Below are 22,552 nucleotides of genomic sequence, written 5' to 3' on the forward strand. Positions count from 1 at the left end.
CTCGGTTAGCGACTCGCCCGGCAGGGAGGCGGTGCCGGAGGGGCGGTGGCCGCTCCGGCGTGTGGGCTAGTAGCCGAAGTCCTGCGTCCACCACGGTCCGCCGTCGCCCAGGTGGACGCCGACGCCGAGGGTCTTGAAGTCGCAGTTCAGGATGTTCGCCTTGTGGCCGGGGCTGTTCATCCACGCTTCCATGACCGCCTCGGCGGTGGCCTGGCCGCGGGCGATGTTCTCGCCGCCGAGGCCGGTGATGCCGAGGGCGGCCGCGCGGTCCCACGGGTCGTCGCCGTCGGGGGTGGTGTGGTCGAAGAAGCCGCGCAGGGCCATGTCCGCGCTGAAGGTCTCGGCCAGCTTCGCCAGATCGCTGTTCGCCGCCACCGGGCTGCAGCCGGCCTTGGCCCGCTCCTCGTTGACCAGCAGGAGGACCGCCGCCTCGGCCTGGGTCTCCACGGAGACCTCGACCGGGGGAGTGGTCTTCTCCTTCTCCTTGTCCTCGGTGGGCTTCTCGGACGGCTTCTCGGTCTTCTGCGAGCCGGAGCCCTTGCCCGCCTTGTCGGAGGGCTTCTCGGCCGGCTTCTCCGAGGGGGACGGGGTGTTCGACGGGGAGGCCTCGCGCTCGGCGTCGCGGCTGGTGGACTCGTCCTCGCGCTGTTCCTGCGCGGCGCCGTCCGTACCGCCCTGCTGGGTGGCCGCGCCCGTCGGCGAGCCGGCCGGGACCACCGTCTCGTTGCTGCTGCCCCCGCTGACCGCGTACTTGTCGCCGCCCGGCAGCACACCGGTGGCCACCGCGACGGTGCCGAGGGCGACGGCGGCGGAGACACCGAGGAGACCAGTCTTCACCGGCGTCACGGTCCGCTTCTTGCGGCGACGCGAACCACCGCCGCGCGACGCGGACTGAGCGGCGTCGGCCTCCAGGAAGGCGGCGAACCCGTACAGGTTCTCCGGGCCGTAATGGGGCTCCTCGGTGGCGAAGCCCGTGTCCGTGACCCCGGCGGCGCGGCCCCCCCTGGCGGCGCGGCCGGCGGCGGAGCGTCGGTGGCGTCCCATGTTCTGGCCTTCCTCGTCCTTGCGTGTCCTGCGGTCAACGTCGAGATTGAGGATCTTGTCAACGTTGTGATCGTCGCCTTCACGAACCTCACACGAAGGAGTGAGTTTCATATGAGATTCATTGGGTCGGGACGGTACAGCATGGCGCCAGGGGAGGGAGAGACCCGAGAGACATTGGCCCGTTAGCGTGCAGCCATGAGCGAGGATGCACGGCTGGTCGTATGGGTGCGCGGACGGGTGCAAGGGGTGGGTTTCCGCTGGTTCACCCGGGCCAGAGCGCTGGAGATCGGGGGGCTGAGTGGTTTTGCTCTCAATTTGGCCGACGGACGGGTGCAGGTGGTCGCCGAAGGCCCCCGTGAGGCGTGCCAAGGGCTCCTGGAGTGGCTCCAGGGTGACGACACGCCCGGACGCGTGGACGGTGCCACCGAGATCTGGGACACACCGCGAGGGGGGTACGACGGCTTCGCCATCCGCTGACCGCCTGAGGAGGGCCGGGGTCGGCGGGGGTGAAAATGGCGCCACAGGCATATGCCAGGAGCATGCACAAAACAGAAATGTGCAGGTGATTGCCAAGACGGACTTGTCATGGCAGGCTCCGAAGAGAGGATGATCCCCCCGCTCCGCCGGCCAGGAGAGGTCCCCGAACCGCCGCAGCGCCGCCCGTCCGGGGCCGCGCCGCACCGGGGCGCCCGTCAATGCGGGGCGTGATCGTGTTGACCGTCAAACTTTTTGGTGAGACGCTGAAAGCAACCCCGCGCACCTTAGCTGTTTGGCATGGAGAACGGCAGCAAAACTCAACAGTGCCAAGCAATGCGGGTGCGATTCCCTCACGACCCACACCGCTTCGGTCGGTCACTCAGTGTGGAGGACCATCCATCATGGCAAAGGCGCTTCTCGGTTACGTCGGCGGCTCCGATCCGCGACTCCTCGCCGAGATGCGACGGCTCCAGCAGCGTGTCCAGGACCTGGAATCCGAGCTCGGACGTATCCAGGCGGAGAACGACGCGCTGACGGCTGCCGCTTCTCACGACTCGCTCATGGAGCTCGACGCACGCCAGGCGGAGCCTGCGCTCACCTGATCACTGCATCGACACATCGCACCACGACAGACAGCAGTGGTCGGGCTGCCCGTATCAGCCGCTAGTCAGCCGCTAAGTTGTCGGATCTGCAAGGGACGCCTTCACTCAAGGCGTCCCTTCTTTCTTTCCCCCGCGCCCCCGCGCCGACTCCCCCGTATCTCCGCGTCGCTCTTACCCTCTTCAACGTTTGATGTGCCCTGCACGTTCATATGTGAAACCGCGCGTTCATGGAGTGGGACAAGGCCGGAAGGTAGAGTCCAGCGCCGTGCACCTCAAGGCCCTGACCCTCCGCGGGTTCAAATCGTTCGCCTCGGCGACCACACTCCGGTTCGAGCCGGGCATCACGTGTGTCGTCGGACCGAACGGTTCGGGCAAGTCCAATGTCGTGGACGCCCTCAGCTGGGTCATGGGGGAGCAGGGCGCGAAGTCGCTGCGCGGCGGCAAGATGGAGGACGTCATCTTCGCCGGCACCACCGGGCGGCCGCCGCTCGGCCGCGCCGAGGTGTCCCTCACCATCGACAACTCCGACGGGGCCCTGCCCATCGAGTACGCCGAGGTCACGATCACGCGGATCATGTTCCGCAACGGCGGCAGCGAGTACCAGATCAACGGCGACACCTGCCGTCTCCTCGACATCCAGGACCTGCTCTCCGACTCCGGCATCGGCCGCGAGATGCACGTCATCGTCGGCCAGGGCCAGCTCGACTCCGTCCTGCACGCCGACCCCATGGGCCGCCGCGCCTTCATCGAGGAAGCCGCCGGAGTCCTCAAGCACCGCAAGCGCAAGGAGAAGGCGCTGCGGAAACTGGACGCCATGCAGGCCAACCTGGCCCGCGTCCAGGACCTCACCGACGAACTCCGCCGCCAGCTCAAGCCGCTGGGCCGGCAGGCCGCCGTCGCCCGCCGCGCCGCCGTCATCCAGGCCGACCTGCGCGACGCCCGGCTGCGCCTGCTCGCCGACGACCTCGTACGGCTCCAGGCGGCGCTGCGTACCGAGGTCGCCGACGAGGCCGCGCTGAAGCAGCGCAAGGAAGCCGCCGAGACCGAACTGAAGAAGGCCCTCCAGCGCGAAGCACACCTGGAGGGCGAGGTACGCCGACTGGCCCCGCGCCTCCAGCGGGCCCAGGAGACCTGGTACGAACTGTCCCAGCTCGCCGAGCGGGTGCGCGGCACCATCTCGCTGGCCGACGCCCGGGTCAAGAGCGCCACCTCCTCTCCCCCCGAGGAGCGGCGGGGCCGCGACCCGGAGGACATGGAGCGCGAGGCCGCCCGTGTCCGTGAACAGGAGGCCGAGCTGGAGGCGGCCTGCGAAGCCGCCGAGCGGGCGCTGGAGGACACGGTCGAGCACCGGGCCGAACTGGAACGCCAACTGGCCGTCGAGGAACGCCGGCTGAAGGACGTCGCCCGCTCCATCGCCGACCGCCGCGAGAGCCTCGCCCGGCTGGGCGGCCAGGTCAACGCCGCCCGCTCCCGCGCGGCCTCCGCCCAGGCCGAGATCGACCGCCTCGCCGCCGCCCGCGACGAGGCACGGGAGCGGGCCGTCGCCGCCCAGGAGGAGTACGAGGCGCTGAAGGCCGAGGTCGACGGCCTCGACGCCGACGACTCCGAACTCGCCGAGCTGCACGACACCGCCAAGCGCGCCCTGGCCGAGGCCGAGTCCACGCTCACCGCCGCCCGCGAGGCCACCACCACCGCCGAACGCCGCCGCGCCGCCACCCAGGCCCGCCACGAGGCCCTCGCCCTGGGCCTGCGCCGCAAGGACGGCACGGGCGCGCTGCTCACCGCGACGGACCGGCTCGGCGGAGTGCTCGGCCCGGCCGCCGAACTGCTGACCATCACCCCGGGCCACGAGGTCGCCCTCGCGGCGGCCTTCGGCGCGGCGGCCGACGCGATCGCGGTGACCAGCCCCGCCTCCGCCGCCGAGGCGATCCGCCTGCTGCGCAAGCAGGACGCCGGCCGCGCTGCCCTGCTGCTCGCCGGGGCACCCGAAGAGCCGACTCCAGCACCTCCGAGGGACGCGGGGAACCACGCGACCGGCCACGACGGATCCGCGGACGACAGAGGGCCCCTCCCGGCGTCCCCTGCCGCACACTTCGCCGCAGACCTGGTCCGCACCCCTTCCGACCTCACCCCCGCCGTCCGCCGCCTCCTCCACCGCATCGTCGTCGTGGACACCCTCGAAGACGCCGAGGCCCTCGTCTACGCCCGCCCCGACCTCACCGCCGTCACCGCCGAGGGTGACCTGCTCGGGGCCCACTTCGCCCACGGCGGCTCCGCCGGCGCGCCCAGCCTGCTGGAGGTGCAGGCCTCCGTCGACGAGGCCGCGGCCGAGCTGGAGGAACTGGCCGTACGGTGCGAGGAGTTGGCCGAGGCCCAGGAGAGCGCCGTCGAACTGCGCCGGGAACGGGCCGGGCTCGTCGAGGAGCTGGGGGAGCGGCGCCGGGCGGCCGAGCGGGAGAAGTCCGCCGTCGCCCAGCAGCTCGGACGGCTCGCCGGACAGGCCAGGGGCGCCGCCGGGGAGGCCGAGCGGTCCACGGCCGCCGCGGCCCGGGCGCAGGACGCGCTCGACCGGGCCGTGGAGGAGGCCGAGGAGCTGGCCGAACGGCTCGCGGTGGCCGAGGAGATGCCCGTCGAGGAGGAACCGGACACCTTCGTACGGGACCGGCTCGCGGCGGACGGGGCCAACGCGCGGCAGACCGAGATGGAGGCGCGGCTCCAGGTGCGGACGCACGAGGAGCGGGTGAAGGGGCTCGCGGGGCGTGCCGACTCCCTCGACCGGGCCGCGCGCGCCGAGCGCGAGGCGCGGGCGCGCGCCGAACAGCGCAGGGCGCGGCTGCGGCACGAGGCGGCCGTCGCGGAGGCCGTCGGCTCCGGCGCCCGGCAGCTGCTCCTGCACGTCGAGGTCTCCCTCGCCCGCGCGGAGGCAGAGCGCACCGCCGCGGACACCGCCAAGGCCCGCCGGGAGCGGGAACTCGCGCAGGCCCGTGGCGAGGGGCGCGATCTCAAGGCCGAGCTGGACAAACTGACCGACTCCGTCCACCGGGGCGAGGTGCTCGGTGCCGAGAAGCGGATGCGGATCGAGCAACTGGAGACCAAGGCGCTGGAGGAACTGGGCGTCGAGCCGGAGGGGCTGATCGCGGAGTACGGGCCCGACCAGCTCGTACCGCCGTCGCCCCCGGCGGACGGGGAGGAACTGCCGGACGATCCGGAGCATCCCCGCAACCAGCCGAAGACGTTCCACCGGGCCGAGCAGGAGAAGCGGCTGAGGGCCGCCGAGCGGGCGTACCAGCAGCTCGGCAAGGTCAATCCGCTGGCGCTGGAGGAGTTCGCCGCGCTGGAGGAGCGGCACAAGTTCCTCAGCGAGCAGCTGGAGGACCTGAAGAAGACCCGCGCCGATCTGCTGCAGGTGGTGAAGGAGGTCGACGAGCGGGTCGAGCAGGTCTTCACCGAGGCCTACTGGGACACCGCACGGGAGTTCGAGGGCGTCTTCAGCCGGCTGTTCCCCGGTGGCGAGGGACGGCTGATCCTCACTGACCCGGACAACATGCTCACCACCGGCGTCGACGTCGAGGCCCGGCCGCCGGGCAAGAAGGTCAAGCGGCTGTCGCTGCTCTCCGGTGGGGAGCGGTCGCTGACCGCCGTGGCCATGCTGGTGTCGATCTTCAAGGCGCGGCCCAGCCCGTTCTATGTGATGGACGAGGTCGAGGCGGCGCTCGACGACACCAACCTCCAGCGGCTGATCCGGATCATGCAGGAGCTGCAGGAGGCCTCGCAGCTGATCGTGATCACTCACCAGAAGCGGACCATGGAGGTCGCCGACGCGCTGTACGGCGTGTCCATGCAGGGCGACGGTGTCTCGAAGGTGATCAGCCAGCGGTTGCGTTAGGCGTTTCCGAGCGGGGGTAGGCGGGGCTGGTCCAGCAGATCACCAGGCCCGTTCCCCCTACATCGGCGACGTGCCCGCCGAGGAGTACAGACGTGACCAGCACAGCGCAGCCCGGGGCAGGAGCGCGCGGCGCCCACCCCGACCACCTCTCGCACGTGATCTTCATCGCGGCGGCGGCCGCGATGGGCGGCTTCCTCTTCGGCTACGACAGCGCCGTGATCAACGGCGCCGTGGAAGCGATCCGGCACCGCTACGACATCGGCTCCACGGCCCTGGCCCAGGTCATCGCCATCGCCCTGATCGGCTGTGCCGTCGGCGCGGCCACGGCCGGCCGGATCGCCGACCGCATCGGCCGCATCCGGTGCATGCAGATCGCCGCCGCCCTCTTCACGGTCAGCGCCGTGGGCTCCGCGCTCCCCTTCGCGCTCTGGGACCTCGCCTTCTGGCGGATCGTCGGCGGCTTCGCCATCGGCATGGCGTCGGTCATCGGCCCCGCCTACGTCGCCGAGGTCGCCCCGCCCGCCTACCGGGGACGGCTCGGCTCCTTCCAGCAGGCCGCGATCGTCGTCGGCATCGCCCTCTCCCAGCTGGTCAACTGGGGCATCCTCAACGCCGCCGACGGCGACCAGCGCGGTGAACTGCTCGGCCTGGAGGCCTGGCAGGTCATGCTCGGCGTCATGGTCGTCCCCGCGGTGCTCTACGGCCTGCTCTCCTTCGCCATCCCCGAGTCGCCGCGCTTCCTGATCTCCGTCGGCAAGCGCGAGCGCGCCCGTGAGGTGCTCGCCGAGGTCGAGGGCGGGGACACCGACCTGGACGCCCGGGTCGCCGAGATCGAGTCGGCCATGCACCGCGAGCACAAGTCGACCTTCAAGGACCTGCTCGGCGGGAGTTTCCTCTTCAGGCCGATCGTCTGGATCGGTATCGGCCTGTCGGTCTTCCAGCAGTTCGTCGGCATCAACGTCGCCTTCTACTACTCCGCGACGCTGTGGCAGTCCGTCGGCGTCGACCCGGCCGAGTCGTTCTTCTACTCCTTCACGACCTCGATCATCAACATCGTCGGCACCGTCATCGCGATGATCTTCGTCGACCGGATCGGCCGCAAGCCGCTCGCCCTCATCGGCTCCGTCGGCATGGTCCTCGCACTCGCCCTGGAGGCCTGGGCCTTCTCCTTCGACCTCGTGGACGGCAAGCTGCCCGCCGCCCAGGGCTGGGTCGCCCTGATCGCCGCCCATGCCTTCGTCCTCTTCTTCGCCCTCTCCTGGGGTGTCGTCGTCTGGGTCATGCTCGGCGAGATGTTCCCCAACCGGATCCGCGCCGCCGCCCTGGGCGTGGCCGCCTCCGCGCAGTGGATCGCCAACTGGGCCATCACCGCGAGCTTCCCGTCCCTGGCCGACTGGAACCTCTCGGTGACGTACCTGATCTACACGGTCTTCGCCGCGCTCTCCATCCCCTTCGTCCTCAAATTCGTCAAGGAGACCAAGGGCAAGTCGCTGGAGGAGATGGGCTAGCCCAGGGCCGGCCCCTCCCTCGGGGAGGGGCTTCAGGCGTCGAGGCGCGGCAGCACCCGCTCGGCGAACAGCCGCAGCCCGCGCCACCCCTCCTCGACCGGCACCCCGCCGGCCAGCGGATGCAGGACGTAGTTGTCCAGGCCCAGCGCCACGCACTCGTCCGGCGTCACGATCCGGTACACGCCCTCCGCCCGCAGCTCCGCCACCGTCGCCGCCCCGGACCGCACGGCCGAGCGGATGCCCGACGACTGCCACGAGGCGTAGGTCCGCGCCTCGTGCAGGAAATGCCCGCCGTACTCGGCCCACGCCCGGTCCGGATCCTCCGCCACGTGCAGCAACGGCGTCACGGCGGCGGGCATCATCGTCCAGCCGTCGGTGCCGTACTCGACGAGCCGCTCCTTGTAGTACGCCTCCAGTTCCGGCAGATGCGCGCTCGGGAAGAAGGGCAGCCCCAGACGCGCCGCCCGGCGGGCCGCCGCCTTCGAGGAACCGCCGACCAGCAGCAGCGGATGCGGCTCGCTGCCCGGACGAGGGGTGACCCGGACCGTGCGCCCCCGGTAGGCGAACGGCTCACCGGTCCACGCCCGCAGCAGCGTCTCCAGCACCTCGTCCTGGAGCTTCCCCCGGCTCTTCCAGTCCACGTCGAACTGCGCGTACTCCTCCGGCCGGTACCCGATCCCGGCCACGGTCACCAGCCGCCCACCGCTCACCAGGTCCAGTACGGCGATGTCCTCGGCCAGCCGCAGGGGATCGTGCAGCGGCCCGATCGCCGCCGACACCGTCACCGCGATCCGCCGCGTGGCGCCGAACACGGCCCCCGCGAAGACGAACGGCGACGGCAGCCAGTTGTTCTCGACCCCGTGGTGCTCCTCCGTCTGCACGGTGGAGATGCCCTGCTCATCGGCGTACGCGGCCATCTCGACGGCGGCCCGGTAGCGGGCCCGGAGCGAGGCGGGCGTGGCGCCGGGCTCGACCAGATTGAAACGGACGACCGTGACGGGCATGGGGGACCCCCTTCGGGCGGCTGTGGAGGGGGACGGTAGCTGACGGGTCATCAGGTATCCAGGGGTACGGAAGGCCCGTGTCGCCCCGTACGGCGATCGAACGCGGCGCCGGGCGGTCCCGCATACTGGTCGGGTTATGGAACTCATCCTTGCTGTAGTCATCGCCGTGGTCGTGCTCGGCGTGCTGGGCGGGCTCGTCGTAGGCAGCCGCAGGAAGAAGCCGCTGCCCCCGGCGCCCCCCACGACACCCGACATCACCGCACCCCCGGCCGAGCCGCATGTCGGCGACGAGGCCGAGACGCCGCGCGACGAACCGCGCCGCACGATCGAGGAGGTGGATCTTCCGGACGGCTCGGCGTCGGCGCCCGTGGCCGTCGAGGAACCGCCCGCCGCCCCCGAGATCGAGATCCCCGAGCCGACCGCCGGCCGTCTGGTACGGCTGCGGGCCCGTCTCTCGCGCTCACAGAACGCGCTCGGCAAGGGGCTGCTCACGCTGCTCTCGCGCGAGCACCTCGACGACGACACCTGGGAGGAGGTCGAGGACACCCTCCTCACCGCCGACGTCGGTGTGCAGCCCACCCAGGAACTGGTCGAGCGGCTGCGCGAGCGCGTGAAGATCCTCGGCACCCGCACCCCGGCCGAGCTGCGCGCCCTGCTGCGCGAGGAACTCCTGACGATCCTCGTCCCCGAGTTCGACCGCGCGGTCAACACCGACTCGCCGCTGGACACCCCGGGCATCGTGATGGTCGTCGGCGTCAACGGCACCGGCAAGACCACCACCACGGGCAAGCTCGCCCGGGTCCTCGTCGCCGACGGCAAGAACGTCGTCCTCGGCGCCGCCGACACCTTCCGTGCCGCCGCCGCCGACCAGCTGCAGACCTGGGGCGAGCGGGTCGGCGCCCGTACCGTGCGCGGTCCCGAGGGCGGCGACCCGGCGTCCATCGCCTTCGACGCCGTCAAGGAGGGCATCGAGGAGGGCGCCGACGTCGTCCTGATCGACACCGCCGGGCGGCTGCACACCAAGACCGGTCTCATGGACGAGCTGGGCAAGGTCAAGCGGGTCGTGGAGAAGCACGCGCCGCTGGACGAGATCCTGCTCGTCCTGGACGCCACCACCGGGCAGAACGGTCTCGTCCAGGCCCGGGTCTTCGCCGAGGTCGTCGACATCACCGGCATCGTGCTCACCAAGCTCGACGGCACCGCGAAGGGCGGCATCGTCATCGCCGTCCAGCGCGAGCTGGGCGTACCCGTGAAGCTCATCGGTCTCGGAGAGGGCGCCGACGATCTGGCGCCGTTCGAGCCGGAGGCGTTCGTGGACGCGCTGATCGGCGACTGACCGGCATCACCTGCGGACATCCGTATGGGCCGCCACGGTCGATACAGAAAGCGCCCACCCCGCGGTCCAGTGGGGGTGGGCGCTTCGCCGTCTCTAACGCCCTACGCCCGCGACCGGTGGGCCACGTACGCGAGCGTCCCCAGCAGCAGCCGTGCCGCCGGTGGCCTGGTCGCCGAGTCCAGGGCGGGGGAGCGGAGCCAGCGGACCGGGCCGAGACCGCCGCGGTCGGAGGGCGGGGCGGTGACATGGCTGCCGGGGCCGAGGCCGCGCAGGTCGAGGGCGGACGGGTCGTCCCAGCCCATGCGGTAGAGCAGGGTGGACAACTCGGCGGCGGAGCCCGGGGCGACGAGGAAGTGGGCGCGGCCCTCGGGGGTGGCGATGACGGGTCCGACGGGGAGGCCCATGCGTTCGAGACGGACCAGCGCGTGCCGGGCGGCCGACTCGGCGACCTCGATCACGTCGAAGGAGCGGCCCACCGGCAGCATCACGGAGGCGCCGGGGAACTCGGACCAGGCCTCGGTCACCTCGTCGAGCGTCGCTCCGGCGCGCACCGGAGGCGCGAAGTCGAGGGGATGCGCGCCGGGCGCGGAGCAGGTGCTACGGCCGCACGAGCACGCGCCCGAAGCCGCCCGCGCGCCGGGGACGACGTCCCACCCCCAGAGGCCGGTGAACTCGGCCACGGCCGTGCATTCCGAGGAACGGCCGCGCCGACGTGTGCCGGATCGCATCTCCCGGATGCCGCCGATCGTGAAGCCCATGCCCCCTCCAACGGGTCCAGCGCGCCGGTGGTTACGCGACGGAGTCGGAATGCGACGCTCTGCTTCCGCATGGGCGGCGCACTACGGCATCACGGGTGGCGTGGTCGGCGACGCGCGCCCCTGAATGCATCGCTCCGCCCACTCCCGGCCGTCATGTGTCAAGTGAATCGCGGACCAGGGACCGTTAGTTCATTCGAAGGGGTGGCGAATGGTGGCGTTTCTGGAATCGCCGTGGCCGGACGCGTGATCGTAGGATTACTTTGAGTGCACGGGGTCCGAGGACGTACGCGCTCGTGGGTATGCCGGAGGCAAGTCGTCTTTCCGTTCGATGGGTGACAAGGGTCGGACGTACGGCGTGGTAACCGGCATTCTGGTAGGGCTTGGCGCACACAGCGCACAGGTGGTTTCAGGGATGGGGGCGTTCCAGTGGGCGGCAACGGCGGAAGCGGCACGAACGCTGAGAAGCGCCCGAACGAACTGCTCGGTTCGTGGTTCGTCCGCAGCGGCTGGTCCAAGGGCGAGCTGGCCCGCCAGGTGAACCGCAGGGCCCGTCAGCTCGGCGCCAACCACATCTCCACCGACACCTCGCGCGTACGGCGCTGGCTCGACGGGGAGAACCCGCGCGAACCGATCCCGCGCATCCTGTCCGAGCTGTTCTCCGAGCGGTTCGGCTGTGTCGTGGCCGTGGAGGACCTGGGGCTGCGCGCGGCCCACCAGGCACCGTCCGTCTCCGGTGTCGACCTGCCCTGGACGGGCCCGCAGACCGTGGCGCTGATCAGCGAGTTCTCGCGCAGCGACCTGATGCTGGCGCGGCGCGGCTTCCTCGGGAGCTCGCTCGCGCTCTCCGCGGGCCCGGCCCTCATCGAGCCGATGCAGCGCTGGCTCGTCCCCACACCACCCGCCCCGCGCGCGGAGCCCGAGCCGTCGCCCGCCGCCCGCCGCGCCGGCCGGCTCTCCCAGCCGGAGCTGGACCTCCTCGAATCCACCACCATGATGTTCCGGGAGTGGGACGCCCAGTGCGGCGGCGGTCTGCGCCGCAAGGCGGTCGTCGGCCAGCTGCACGAGGTGACCGACCTCCTCCAGGAACCCCAGCCCGAGGCCACCACCCGGCGGCTGTTCAAGGTCGCCGCCGAACTGGCCGAGCTGGCGGGCTGGATGAGCTACGACATCGGCCTCCAGCCCACCGCCCAGAAGTACTTCGTCCTCGCCCTGCACGCGGCCAAGGAGGCGGGCGACAAACCCCTCGGCTCGTACGTCCTGTCGAGCATGAGCCGCCAGATGATCCACCTCGGCCGGCCCGACGACGCCCTCGAACTGATCCACCTCGCCCAGTACGGCAGCCGTGACTGCGCGAGCCCGCGCACCCAGTCGATGCTGTATGCGATGGAGGCCCGCGCCTACGCCAACATGGGCCAGCCCGGAAAGTGCAAACGGGCCGTGCGGATGGCCGAGGACGTCTTCGCCGACGCCGAGGAATGGGACGACCCGGACCCCGACTGGATCCGCTTCTTCAACGAGGCCGAGCTGCACGGCGAGAACTCCCACTCCTACCGCGACCTCGCCTATGTCGCCGGCCGCAGCCCCACCTACGCCTCCCTCGCCGAGCCCGTGATGCGCCGCGCCGTCGAGCTGTTCGCCACCGACACCGAGCACCAGCGGTCGTACGCGCTGAACCTCATCGGCATGGCCACCGTGCATCTGCTCCAGCGCGAGCCCGAGCAGGGGGCCGCCCTGGCCAAGAAGGCCATGGACGTCGCCGGAAAGGTCCGCTCCGAGCGCGTCAACACCCGCATCCGCAAGACCGTCGACACGGCCGTCCGTGACTTCGGCGGGCTCGCCGAGGTCGTCGACCTCACCGACCAGCTCGCCGTCCATCTCCCCGAGACCGCCGAGGCGGTCTGACCCGGGCCCTTCGTACCGCGGGCCCCTCGCACTCCGGCCGCGGCCGGCCATCCCGACTGCCCGACTCGGCTCCCCCATGCCAGGTCATCGGATGGTCTGCCGTGGTCGGTCCGTTCACGGCCACCGCACCGGACGCGCCTGCGGACGATCTCCCGGAATTTTCATCGGAAGTTCCATCGGATACGAAACCGTTATCCGCCGAGGGCCCCGCACGGGCTGGGCCCCACACGGGATGAATCCTCCGGGATTCACGTTTCACCTGTCTGTAACGTGATGAGTGCCTTCGTCACCTCCGGGAAACATTTCCAAACTTCCCGTGAAACGGTGCTGCGTCAGTCTCCTCAGCACAGTCGGCCCTCCCCGATAGCTCCCCAGCTTCCGCATCCGCACGGGCCGTTCCGACCACGAGGAGATACCGGCATTGAACGGCACAGATACCGGATTCGTATTGATCAGTGCGGCGCTCGTCATGGTGATGACGCCGGGCCTGGCGCTCTTCTACGGCGGCATGGTCCGTGCCAAGAGCGTGCTGAACATGCTGATGATGTCCTTCATCTCGCTGGGCATCGTCAGCATCCTGTGGGTGCTGTACGGCTACTCGCTCGCCTTCAGCGGTGACCAGGGCGGCTTCATCGGCAACCTGGACGCGATCGGCCTCAAGGGCATCGACGTCACCAGCACGGTCGACAGCTTCGTCGCCGGCGCCAACGGCGAGCCGCACAAGATCGCCGCGTTCGCCTTCATCCTCTTCCAGATGCTGTTCGCGGTCATCACCCCGGCCCTGATGAGCGGCGCCCTCGCCGACCGCGTCAAGTTCAGCGCCTGGATGATCTTCGTCGCGTTCTGGGTCACCCTGGTCTACTTCCCGGTCGCGCACTGGGTCTGGGCGCCGGGCGGCTGGCTCTTCGAACTGGGCGTCATCGACTTCGCCGGTGGTACAGCGGTCCACATCAACGCCGGTATCGGCGCGCTCGCCGCGGTCCTCGTCGTCGGCAAGCGGATCGGCTTCAAGAAGGACCCGATGCGGCCGCACAGCCTGCCGCTGGTCCTGATCGGCACCGCCCTGCTGTGGTTCGGCTGGTTCGGCTTCAACGCCGGCTCCTGGCTCGGTGTCGACGGCACGACCGCCCGTATGGCGATCAACACGCAGATCGCGACCGCCGCGGCCATCATCGGCTGGCTGATCTACGAGCGCATTCGCCACGGCGCGTTCACCACCCTCGGTGCCTGCTCCGGTGCCGTCGCCGGCCTCGTCGCGATCACCCCGTCCGGTGGTCACGTCAACGCCTTCGGCGCCATCCTGATCGGCATCGTCGCCGGCGCGGTCTGCTCCTGGGCCGTCAGCCTCAAGTACAAGCTCGGCTACGACGACTCCCTCGACGTCGTCGGCGTCCACCTGGTCGGCGGTGTCATCGGCACCCTGCTGGTCGGCTTCCTCGCCACCGACGGGATCGGCGGCCTGGAGCAGTTCGGCAAGCAGGCCACCGGCGCCTTCTCCGTCATGGGCTACACCTTCGTGGTCACCTGGATCATCGCCTTCGCCATCCAGAAGACGATCGGCTTCCGGGCGTCCGAGGAGGACGAGATCACCGGCGTCGACCAGGCCCTGCACGCCGAGACCGCGTACGACTTCAGCTCGGCCGCCGGTTCGCACATCTCCGCCAGCACCACGAGCAGCGTCGCTGCCGCCCCTCAGAGCAAGAAGGTCGAGGCATGAAGCTGATCACCGCCGTCGTCAAGCCGCACCGGCTCGACGAGATCAAGGAAGCCCTGCAGGCCTTCGGGGTGCACGGGCTTACGGTGACCGAGGCCAGTGGGTACGGTCGGCAGCGGGGACACACCGAGGTGTACCGCGGCGCCGAGTACACGGTGGATCTGGTTCCCAAGATCCGTATCGAGGTGCTCGCCGAGGACGACGACGCCGAGCAGTTGATCGACGTCATCGTCAAGGCCGCCCGCACCGGCAAGATCGGTGACGGCAAGGTCTGGTCCCTCCCGGTCGAGACGGCCGTTCGGGTCCGGACCGGCGAGCGCGGCCCGGACGCGCTCTGACCGAAGAGAAGAACAGGAGTCGCTGGGTGACGAGTACGGACGTACGTACGGATGCAGAGGACTCGGGACCCAGCGGCTATGCGGCGGCCCGGCTGCGCCTCCTCCAGGAGGGGGCGCAGTCCGGGCCGCCGCGCCGTACGGCCCTGGCCGAGCTGACCGACGACTGGCTGGCCGGCCTCTTCGGCGCGGGCGCCGCGGAATCACGGGGAGTGTCCCTCGTGGCCGTCGGGGGATACGGGCGCGGCGAGCTCTCGCCCCGCAGCGACCTCGATCTGCTGCTCCTGCACGACGGGTCCGACACGGAGGCGGTGGCCGCGCTGGCCGACCGTATCTGGTACCCCGTCTGGGACCTGGGGCTGGCCCTCGACCACTCGGTGCGGACCCCCGCCGAGGCCCGCAAGACCGCCGGCGAGGACCTCAAGGTCCAGCTGGGGCTGCTGGACGCCCGGCACATCGCCGGTGACCTGGGCCTGACCGCCTCACTGCGCACCGCCGTCCTCGCCGACTGGCGCAACCAGGCCCCCAAACGCCTCCCCGAACTCCAGGAACTGTGCGCCGAGCGGGCCGAGCGGCAGGGGGAGCTGCAGTACCTGCTGGAACCCGACCTCAAGGAGGCGCGCGGCGGGTTGCGCGACGCCACCGCCCTGCGCGCCGTCGCCGCCTCCTGGCTCGCGGACGCCCCGCGCGAGGGGCTCGCCGACGCCCGGCGCCGCCTCCTCGACGTCCGGGACGCGCTGCATCTCACCACCGGGCGCGCGACCGACCGGCTCGCGCTCCAGGAACAGGACCAGGTCGCCGCCGAACTGGGGCTGCTGGACGCCGACACCCTGCTGCGCCAGGTGTACGAGGCCGCCCGCGTCATCTCGTACGCCAGTGACGTGACCTGGCGTGAGGTGGGGCGCGTGCTGCGGTCGCGCGCCGTACGGCCACGGCTGCGCGCCATGCTCGGCGGGGGGAAGCCCGCCCCCGAGCGGTCGCCGCTGGCGGAGGGCGTGGTCGAGCAGGACGGCGAGGTCGTGCTCGCGCGCGCCGCCAAGCCCGACCGGGACCCCGTACTGCCCCTGCGCGCCGCCGCCGCTGCCGCCCAGGCCGGGCTGCCGCTCTCCCTGCACGCCGTACGACGGCTGGCCGCCGCCGCCCGGCCGCTGCCGACACCGTGGCCCGCCGAGGCCCGCGAGCAGCTCGTCACCCTGCTGGGGTCCGGGCGCCCGACCGTCGACGTCTGGGAGGCGCTGGAGGCCGAGGGCCTCATCACGCATCTGCTGCCCGACTGGGAGCGGGTGCGCTGCCGGCCGCAGCGCAACGCCGTGCACATCTGGACCGTCGACCGCCATCTCATCGAGACCGCGGTCCAGGCCTCCGAGATGACCCGCCGGGTCCACCGGCCCGACCTCCTGCTCGTCGCCGCGCTGCTGCACGACATCGGCAAGGGCTGGCCCGGCGACCACTCCGTCGCCGGCGAGATCATCGTCAAGGACGTCGCCGCCCGGATCGGCTTCGACCGGGAGGACGTGGCGGTCCTCTCCACCCTCGTACGCCACCATCTGCTGCTCGTCGACACGGCCACCCGGCGTGACCTGGAGGACCCGGCGACCGTGCGGTCCGTGGCCGACGCCGTCGGATCGCCGGGCACGCTCGAACTGCTGCACGCGCTGACCGAGTCGGACGCGCTGGCCACCGGGCCCGCCGCCTGGTCCTCGTGGCGGGCCTCGCTCGTGACCGAGCTGGTCCAGCGGGTCGAGGCGGTGTTCGCCGGGGACGCGCCCGAGGAGCCGGAGCCCGGGGAGACCAGCGCCGAGCAGGAGCGGCTCGCCATCGAGGCGTTCCGCACGGGCGGGCCGGTGCTGTCGCTGCGCGCGCAGACGGAGGCGGCCACCGAGGAGAAGGACGAGAAGGCCGACCCGGAGCCGCTCGGCGTGGAACTCCTCATCGCCGTACCCGACCAGGCGGGCGTCCTGCCCGCGGTCGCCGGTGTGCTCGCCATGCACCGGCTCACCGTGCGCACGGCCGAACTGCGGACCTTCGACCTCCCGGACGGCGTCGAGGGCTCGGTGCTGTTGCTGAACTGGCGGGTGGCCGCCGAGTACGGCTCGCTGCCCCAGGCGGCCCGGCTCCGCGCCGACCTCGTACGGGCCCTGGACGGCTCCCTCGACATCGCCGGGCGGCTCGCCGAGCGGGACGCGGCCTACCCCCGGCGGCGGGGCGTCGTCGCGCCCCCGCCGCGCGTCACCGTGGCCCCGGCGGCCTCCCGGCACGCCACGGTCATCGAGGTCCGCGCCCAGGACGCCCCCGGGTTGCTGCACCGGATCGGGCGGGCGCTGGAGGACGCGGCGGTGCGGGTGCGGAGTATGCATGTGTCGACGCTGGGCGCCAATGCCGTCGACGCGTTCTACGTGACCGGTGACAAGGGGCTGCCTTTGCCGGGTGACGAGGCTGTGGCGGTCGCGCGGAAGCTGGAGGAGACGCTGCGGCCGTGACCTGTCCGCCGCGCCGCGCGTTCGCCCGGTGTGGTCCCCGCTGACGCGGGGGTGGTCCGGGGCGGCTGTGCGAGGCCGACATGGACGCGGCACGCTCTCCGCCACTGTGGAGGTTTTGTCCCCGCCCGCTGTGCACAGTGGGCGGGGACCATTGTCTTGCCGGGCCGGATACCCTGGAGGGCAACCCATCCGCCCTCCGACTCCGAGGACCGACGCCACCGTGTTCGATACCCTCTCCGACCGCCTCAGCGCGACTTTCAAAAACCTACGCGGCAAGGGCAGGTTGTCCGAGGCGGACATCGACGCCACGGCGCGCGAGATCCGCATCGCGCTCCTCGAAGCCGACGTAGCCCTCCCTGTCGTCCGCACGTTCATCAAGAACGTCAAGGAGCGCGCGCTCGGCGCCGACGTCTCCAAGGCGCTCAACCCCGCCCAGCAGGTCCTCAAGATCGTCAACGAGGAGCTGGTCGGGATCCTCGGCGGTGAGACCCGCCGCCTGCGCTTCGCCAAGAACCCGCCGACCGTGATCATGCTCGCGGGTCTGCAGGGTGCCGGTAAGACCACCCTCGCGGGCAAGCTGGGCCGCTGGCTGAAGGAGCAGGGCCACTCGCCGCTCCTCGTCGCCTGTGACCTCCAGCGCCCCAACGCGGTGAACCAGCTCAGCGTCGTCGCCGAGCGCGCGGGCGTCGCGGTCTACGCCCCGGAACCGGGCAACGGCGTGGGCGACCCGGTCAAGGTCGCCAAGGACTCCATCGAGTTCGCCAAGTCGAAGGTCCACGACATCGTGGTCGTCGACACCGCCGGCCGACTCGGTATCGACCAGGAGATGATGCGGCAGGCGGCAGACATCCGGGACGCCGTCAGCCCCGACGAGATCCTCTTCGTCGTCGACGCGATGATCGGTCAGGACGCGGTCAACACGGCCGAGGCCTTCCGGGACGGCGTCGGCTTCGACGGCGTGGTCCTCTCCAAGCTCGACGGTGACGCCCGCGGTGGTGCCGCCCTGTCGATCGCCTCGGTCACCGGCAAGCCGATCATGTTCGCGTCGAACGGCGAGAAGCTCGACGAGTTCGACGCGTTCCACCCCGACCGGATGGCCTCCCGCATCCTCGACATGGGTGACCTGCTCACCCTGATCGAGCAGGCGGAGAAGACCTTCAGCCAGGAAGAGGCCGCCAAGATGGCCTCCAAGCTGGCGTCCAAGAAGGGGCAGGACTTCACGCTCGACGACTTCCTGGCCCAGATGGAGCAGGTCAGGAAGATGGGCAGCATCAGCAAGCTGCTCGGCATGCTGCCCGGCATGGGGCAGATCAAGGACCAGATCAACAACATCGACGAGCGCGACGTCGACCGCACGGCCGCGATCATCAAGTCGATGACCCCGGCCGAGCGCCAGGACGCGACGATCATCAACGGCTCGCGCCGCGCCCGTATCGCCAAGGGCTCCGGTGTCGAGGTCAGCGCGGTGAAGAACCTGGTCGAGCGGTTCTTCGAGGCCCGCAAGATGATGTCCCGGATGGCCCAGGGCGGCGGCATGCCCGGGATGCCGGGGATGCCGGGCATGGGTGGCGGCCCGGGCCGCAGCAAGAAGCAGCCCAAGCAGGCCAAGGGCAAGCAGCGCTCCGGCAACCCGATGAAGCGCAAGCAGCAGGAGCAGGAGGAGGCCGCCCGCCGCGCGGCCGCCGCTCAGGGCGGTGCCCTCGGACTGCCGGGGCAGCAGGGCGCTCAGGACTTCGAGCTGCCGGACGAGTTCAAGAAGTTCATGGGCTGAGTCGCGGGCCGAGGCCCGACACGACGGACGCCGCGTGACCGGCCGGGGGGTGTGGCCGGGCGCGCGGCGCCGGTTTGCCGTGTGCGTGGACGGCATCGGTGTGGTGTCGCTCGTGGTGCTCCTGCTGGCAACCCCCGTACGCGGATGTGTTGTTCCCCTGGACGATGCGTCACGTTAGGCGGGCGGCACGGCACTTGGCCCAGAGAAAGCGTTACCAACCCGCTTTCTTCACACCATTCGCCCCAGCATTCACATCACCGGTCACCACACCGGCCACACCCGCGTCGGAAGACGTCGCGAAGACCGTCTCAGGGTGTCCGCGCGATCAGGTAGCGGAACACGTTCGGCATCCACACCGTGCCGTCCCGGCGGCGATGCGGGTGCAGGGCCTCGGTCAGTTCCTTGTCCACCTGGTCCTGGTCGGTGGCCCGGATCGCCGCGTCGAACAGTCCGGTCGACAGCAGCCCCCGTACCGCGTTGTCCACATTGGCGTATCCGAAGGGGCAGGCCACGCGTCCCGAGCCGTCCGGCCTCAGACCGGCCCGCTGGGCCACCTCCTCCAGGTCGTCCCGCAGCGCCGGACGCCAACTGCCCGTGCTGTGCAGGGGATCGGCGAGTTTCGTGGCCACGCGGAGCACGGCGGAGGTCGCACAGCGCTCCGGCGGTCCCCAGCCGGCCAGGACCACGGGAGTGCCGCGCTCCGCGAGCGGCGTCGCCGAGGCGAGCAGTTCGCCGAGGCCCTCGGGGTCCCCGGCCGGTGAGCCGACCGGCTCGAAGGCGGTCACCAGGTTGTACAGCCCCTCCCCGGGGGCGCGTGCGGCGTCCTCGGGTGCGCCTTCCACGACCCGTGTGGCGGCGCGCGCACGCGAGCCCCACGCCTCCGGTCGCAGCCGCTCCCGCGCGAGCGCCGTGAGCGCCGTTCTGTCGGGCGCCCCCGCGTCGACGCCGGTGACCGCCGCGCCCCGCGACGCGGCCATCAGCAGCGCGAGCCCCGAGCCGCAGCCGAGGCCGAGCAGCCGGGTGCCGGTGCCGACGTCGAGCCGCCGGTGGACGGCCTCGTACAGCGGTACCAGCATCCGTTCCTGGATCTCGGCCCAGTCACGCGCGCGTGCACACCGGTCCACGCGGGGTGCGGTCCCCGCGCGAGGCAGTTGCTGCCGCACGAGCGTAGGTGTCATATCGAAAGCGCCCCAATCCGCCGTGAGTTGCCGTTGCCGGATTTCCTGGCCCCCGTGGCAGTGCGCGCTCGCACTCCCCCCGTATGCCAGGAAACTCCGCGTCCGGCGCGTAGTCCAGGGGTCTCGGACACCGGCTTGCGGACTGTCCAGGGACGGGAAAAAGAATTCACATCGCCGCAATATGCCCCCGTACCATTCCGTCATGGCAAAGGCACCCGTACTCACGCCCAGGGCGGACGACTTCCCGCGCTGGTACCAGGATCTGATCTCCAAGGCCGAACTGGCCGACAACGGTCCGGTGCGCGGCACCATGGTCATCCGACCGTACGGGTACGGGCTGTGGGAGCGGATGCAGCAGGAGATGGACGCCCGGATCAAGGAGACGGGCACGCAGAACGCGTACTTCCCGCTGCTGATCCCGCAGTCGTACCTCACCCGTGAGGCCGAGCACGTCGAGGGTTTCGCACCCGAGTTGGCCGTGGTGACGCACGGCGGCGGCAAGGACCTCGAAGAGCCCGCCGTGGTCCGCCCCACCTCCGAGATGATCATCAACGACTACTTCTCGAAGTGGATCCAGAGCTACCGGGACCTGCCGCTGCTGATCAACCAGTGGGCGAACGTGGTCCGTTGGGAGCTGCGCCCCCGGCTCTTCCTGCGCACGAGTGAATTCCTCTGGCAGGAGGGCCACACGGCGCACGCGACGTACGAGGAGGCGCGCGACTTCGCCGCGCACATCCATCGGAACGTCTACGAGGACTTCATGGTGAACGTGCTCGCGATGGACGTGGTCCCCGGCCGCAAGACCGTCAAGGAGCGGTTCGCGGGCGCCGTCAACACCCTCACGCTCGAAGGCATGATGGGCGACGGCAAGGCCCTCCAGATGGCCACCAGCCACGAACTGGGCCAGAACTTCGCCAAGGCCTTCAACACCCGGTACCTGTCCAGGGACGGCGCGCAGGAACTCGTCTGGCAGACCTCCTGGGGCTCCACCACCCGCATGATCGGCGCCCTGGTGATGATGCACGGCGACGACCACGGGCTGCGGGTGCCGCCCCGGCTGGCCCAGGTGCAGGCAGTCGTCCTCGCGATCAAGGGCGACGACGCGGTTCTGGCCAAGGTCCGCGAGCTCGGTGACCAGCTGAGGGCGTCGGGTGTCCGGGTCCAGGTGGACGACCGCACGGACGTCCCGTTCGGCCGCCGGGCCGTCGACTGGGAGCTCAAGGGCGTCCCCGTACGCATCGAGGTCGGCCCCCGTGACCTGGAGAACGGCACGGCGATGCTGGTCCGTCGCATCCCGGGCGGCAAGGAGGCCGTCGCCCTCGACTCCCTCGTCCACCTGCTGCCCACGATGCTCGAAGAGGACCAGGCGCTCCTGTTGAGGCAGTCGCGCGAGCGCCGCGAGTCCCGGACGGCCGAGGTGTCCACCCTGGACGAGGCCGTCGAGGCGGCCGTGGCCGGCGGCTGGGCGCGTATCCCCTGGTCGACGCTGGGCGAGGAGGGCGAGGCCAGGCTCGGGGAGCACGCCGTGACCGTACGGTGTCTGGTCGCCGAGGACGGGTCGGTGCCCGACTCCTACGACGCACCCGGTAACGTCGCCGTCGTGGCGCGCGCTTACTAGCGCACTCCGTTCCGCGGGGGGAGCGACCGAAACGCCCCTTGCGCATCTGCCGAGCACAGGTGCCCCGGCGCGAGGACTTCGTCTACGCGCCGGGGCGTACGCGTTGCTACGTACCGGCTTGTGGTGAGCTGCGAGGCTTCTCCGCAGATCAGCGCACCCGCCCTCGTCAGGACGCACTAGTGGCAACTGACGGGTACGTGCAAATTATTTGGGATGGCCCGGAATCGGAACACAGGGGCACTCCGGCTCGTTGTCATTACGTGAGCACGACACAGACACCACCTGTTCTCGCCGCAGAACTGGCACAGGCGTGGGCCGACATTCAACGGCACCACCCCGAGCTGCCGGATCTTGCCGCTCCCGAGTCCCTGATCGGAGAGTCGTCGTCCGCTTGCGGGCACGAACTCTCCTTCGAGCGACTGCTCCATGAGGCAGTCCATGGCATCGCCGCCGCGCGTGGGGTCCGCGACACCTCCCGGGCCGGCCGCTACCACAACCGCAGATTCCTCGCGATCGCCGAGGAACTCGGCCTCGACCACCCCGAGGAGCCGCACCCCAGCAGCGGCTTCTCACTGGTCACGCTCAACCCCGAGGCCAAGCGTCGCTACCGCCCGACCATCGACAGACTCCAGCGCGCCCTGAAGGCCCACACCGCGGCGACGTCCGCGGACACGGCCCGCAGCTTCCGGGGCCCGGCCGCCCGTCACGGTTCCTCCGGTGGCGGCGTCCGGGTCAAGGCCGTCTGCGACTGCGGCCGCAACGTCCGGGTCGTCCCGTCCGTACTCGCCCAGGCGCCCATCGTCTGCGGCGGCTGCGGCAAGCCCTTCCGGATCCCGGAGGTCGTGGGCGCGGCGTGACACGACGAGCTGAACAGACGGCCGCTCGTGGCAGCCGTACCAGCGAATCGTGCGAGGAGTGGGGGGTGTCACCGACGGTGGC

The 22,552-nt window shown here is 70.9% G+C and carries 16 protein-coding genes; 12 read left to right on the forward strand and 4 right to left on the reverse strand.

From position 1 onward, the window contains the following. Positions 1–66 precede the first annotated feature (66 nt). On the reverse strand, positions 67–1,044 hold the full coding sequence (locus J8M51_RS20775; protein ID WP_086758988.1) for a CAP domain-containing protein: 978 nt from the start codon (positions 1,042–1,044) through the stop codon (positions 67–69). 195 nt (positions 1,045–1,239) lie between these two features. Between J8M51_RS20775 and J8M51_RS20780 the strand changes: the two genes are divergently transcribed. The 4 genes from J8M51_RS20780 to J8M51_RS20795 all read left to right on the forward strand — a co-directional run bounded on the left by J8M51_RS20780 (position 1,240) and on the right by J8M51_RS20795 (position 7,517). Further along, positions 1,240–1,521, forward strand: a complete 282-nt coding sequence (locus tag J8M51_RS20780) for an acylphosphatase (RefSeq protein WP_086758985.1) — start codon at positions 1,240–1,242, stop codon at positions 1,519–1,521. A 401-nt stretch (positions 1,522–1,922) separates the two neighbouring features. Next, positions 1,923–2,123 (forward strand): hypothetical protein, encoded by a 201-nt coding sequence (locus tag J8M51_RS20785; RefSeq protein ID WP_005479841.1) that lies wholly within the window; start codon positions 1,923–1,925, stop codon positions 2,121–2,123. A gap of 265 nt (positions 2,124–2,388) precedes the next feature. Then, the gene (gene smc, locus J8M51_RS20790; RefSeq protein WP_086758983.1) at positions 2,389–6,009 is read left to right on the forward strand and encodes a chromosome segregation protein SMC; all 3,621 of its coding nucleotides are present in this window, start codon (positions 2,389–2,391) and stop codon (positions 6,007–6,009) included. 92 nt (positions 6,010–6,101) lie between these two features. Next, positions 6,102–7,517 (forward strand): sugar porter family MFS transporter, encoded by a 1,416-nt coding sequence (locus tag J8M51_RS20795; protein ID WP_086758982.1) that lies wholly within the window; start codon positions 6,102–6,104, stop codon positions 7,515–7,517. A 32-nt stretch (positions 7,518–7,549) separates the two neighbouring features. On the opposite strand, the gene J8M51_RS20800 is transcribed toward J8M51_RS20795, so the two are convergent. After that, the gene (locus J8M51_RS20800; RefSeq protein ID WP_086758980.1) at positions 7,550–8,521 is read right to left on the reverse strand and encodes an LLM class flavin-dependent oxidoreductase; all 972 of its coding nucleotides are present in this window, start codon (positions 8,519–8,521) and stop codon (positions 7,550–7,552) included. Positions 8,522–8,657: 136 nt separating this feature from the next. On the opposite strand from J8M51_RS20800, the gene ftsY reads away from it, so the two are divergent. Next, complete coding sequence (ftsY, locus tag J8M51_RS20805; RefSeq protein WP_086758979.1) at positions 8,658–9,857, forward strand: signal recognition particle-docking protein FtsY; 1,200 nt, start codon at positions 8,658–8,660, stop codon at positions 9,855–9,857. Between the two features lie 101 nt (positions 9,858–9,958). Here ftsY and J8M51_RS20810 read toward each other — a convergent pair whose 3' ends face one another. Next, the gene (locus tag J8M51_RS20810) at positions 9,959–10,615 is read right to left on the reverse strand and encodes a bifunctional DNA primase/polymerase (protein ID WP_267299372.1); all 657 of its coding nucleotides are present in this window, start codon (positions 10,613–10,615) and stop codon (positions 9,959–9,961) included. Positions 10,616–11,041: 426 nt separating this feature from the next. Here J8M51_RS20810 and nsdA point away from each other — a divergent pair, with 426 nt between their 5' ends. The 5 genes from nsdA (at position 11,042) to ffh (ending at position 18,817) form a co-directional block, all read left to right on the forward strand. Continuing rightward, on the forward strand, positions 11,042–12,517 hold the full coding sequence (gene nsdA / locus J8M51_RS20815; RefSeq protein WP_086754502.1) for a transcriptional repressor NsdA: 1,476 nt from the start codon (positions 11,042–11,044) through the stop codon (positions 12,515–12,517). A gap of 421 nt (positions 12,518–12,938) precedes the next feature. Continuing rightward, entirely contained in the window at positions 12,939–14,234 is a 1,296-nt protein-coding gene (locus J8M51_RS20820; RefSeq protein WP_086754504.1) for an ammonium transporter, read from the forward strand. Next, positions 14,231–14,569 (forward strand): P-II family nitrogen regulator, encoded by a 339-nt coding sequence (locus tag J8M51_RS20825; RefSeq protein ID WP_003997576.1) that lies wholly within the window; start codon positions 14,231–14,233, stop codon positions 14,567–14,569. The genes J8M51_RS20820 and J8M51_RS20825 overlap by 4 nt, the downstream gene beginning before the upstream one ends. A gap of 26 nt (positions 14,570–14,595) precedes the next feature. Continuing rightward, on the forward strand, positions 14,596–17,046 hold the full coding sequence (locus J8M51_RS20830; protein ID WP_086754506.1) for a [protein-PII] uridylyltransferase: 2,451 nt from the start codon (positions 14,596–14,598) through the stop codon (positions 17,044–17,046). 220 nt (positions 17,047–17,266) lie between these two features. Next, on the forward strand, positions 17,267–18,817 hold the full coding sequence (gene ffh, locus J8M51_RS20835; protein ID WP_086754508.1) for a signal recognition particle protein: 1,551 nt from the start codon (positions 17,267–17,269) through the stop codon (positions 18,815–18,817). Between the two features lie 308 nt (positions 18,818–19,125). On the opposite strand, the gene J8M51_RS20840 is transcribed toward ffh, so the two are convergent. After that, positions 19,126–19,893, reverse strand: a complete 768-nt coding sequence (locus J8M51_RS20840) for an SAM-dependent methyltransferase (RefSeq protein WP_086754511.1) — start codon at positions 19,891–19,893, stop codon at positions 19,126–19,128. Positions 19,894–20,197: 304 nt separating this feature from the next. Here J8M51_RS20840 and proS point away from each other — a divergent pair, with 304 nt between their 5' ends. Next, positions 20,198–21,613, forward strand: a complete 1,416-nt coding sequence (proS, locus tag J8M51_RS20845) for a proline--tRNA ligase (protein WP_086754523.1) — start codon at positions 20,198–20,200, stop codon at positions 21,611–21,613. A 260-nt stretch (positions 21,614–21,873) separates the two neighbouring features. Next, the gene (locus J8M51_RS20850) at positions 21,874–22,470 is read left to right on the forward strand and encodes a hypothetical protein (protein WP_033526923.1); all 597 of its coding nucleotides are present in this window, start codon (positions 21,874–21,876) and stop codon (positions 22,468–22,470) included. Positions 22,471–22,552 lie beyond the last annotated feature (82 nt).

The organism is Streptomyces griseiscabiei, from assembly GCF_020010925.1.
Taxonomy (GTDB): domain Bacteria; phylum Actinomycetota; class Actinomycetes; order Streptomycetales; family Streptomycetaceae; genus Streptomyces; species Streptomyces griseiscabiei.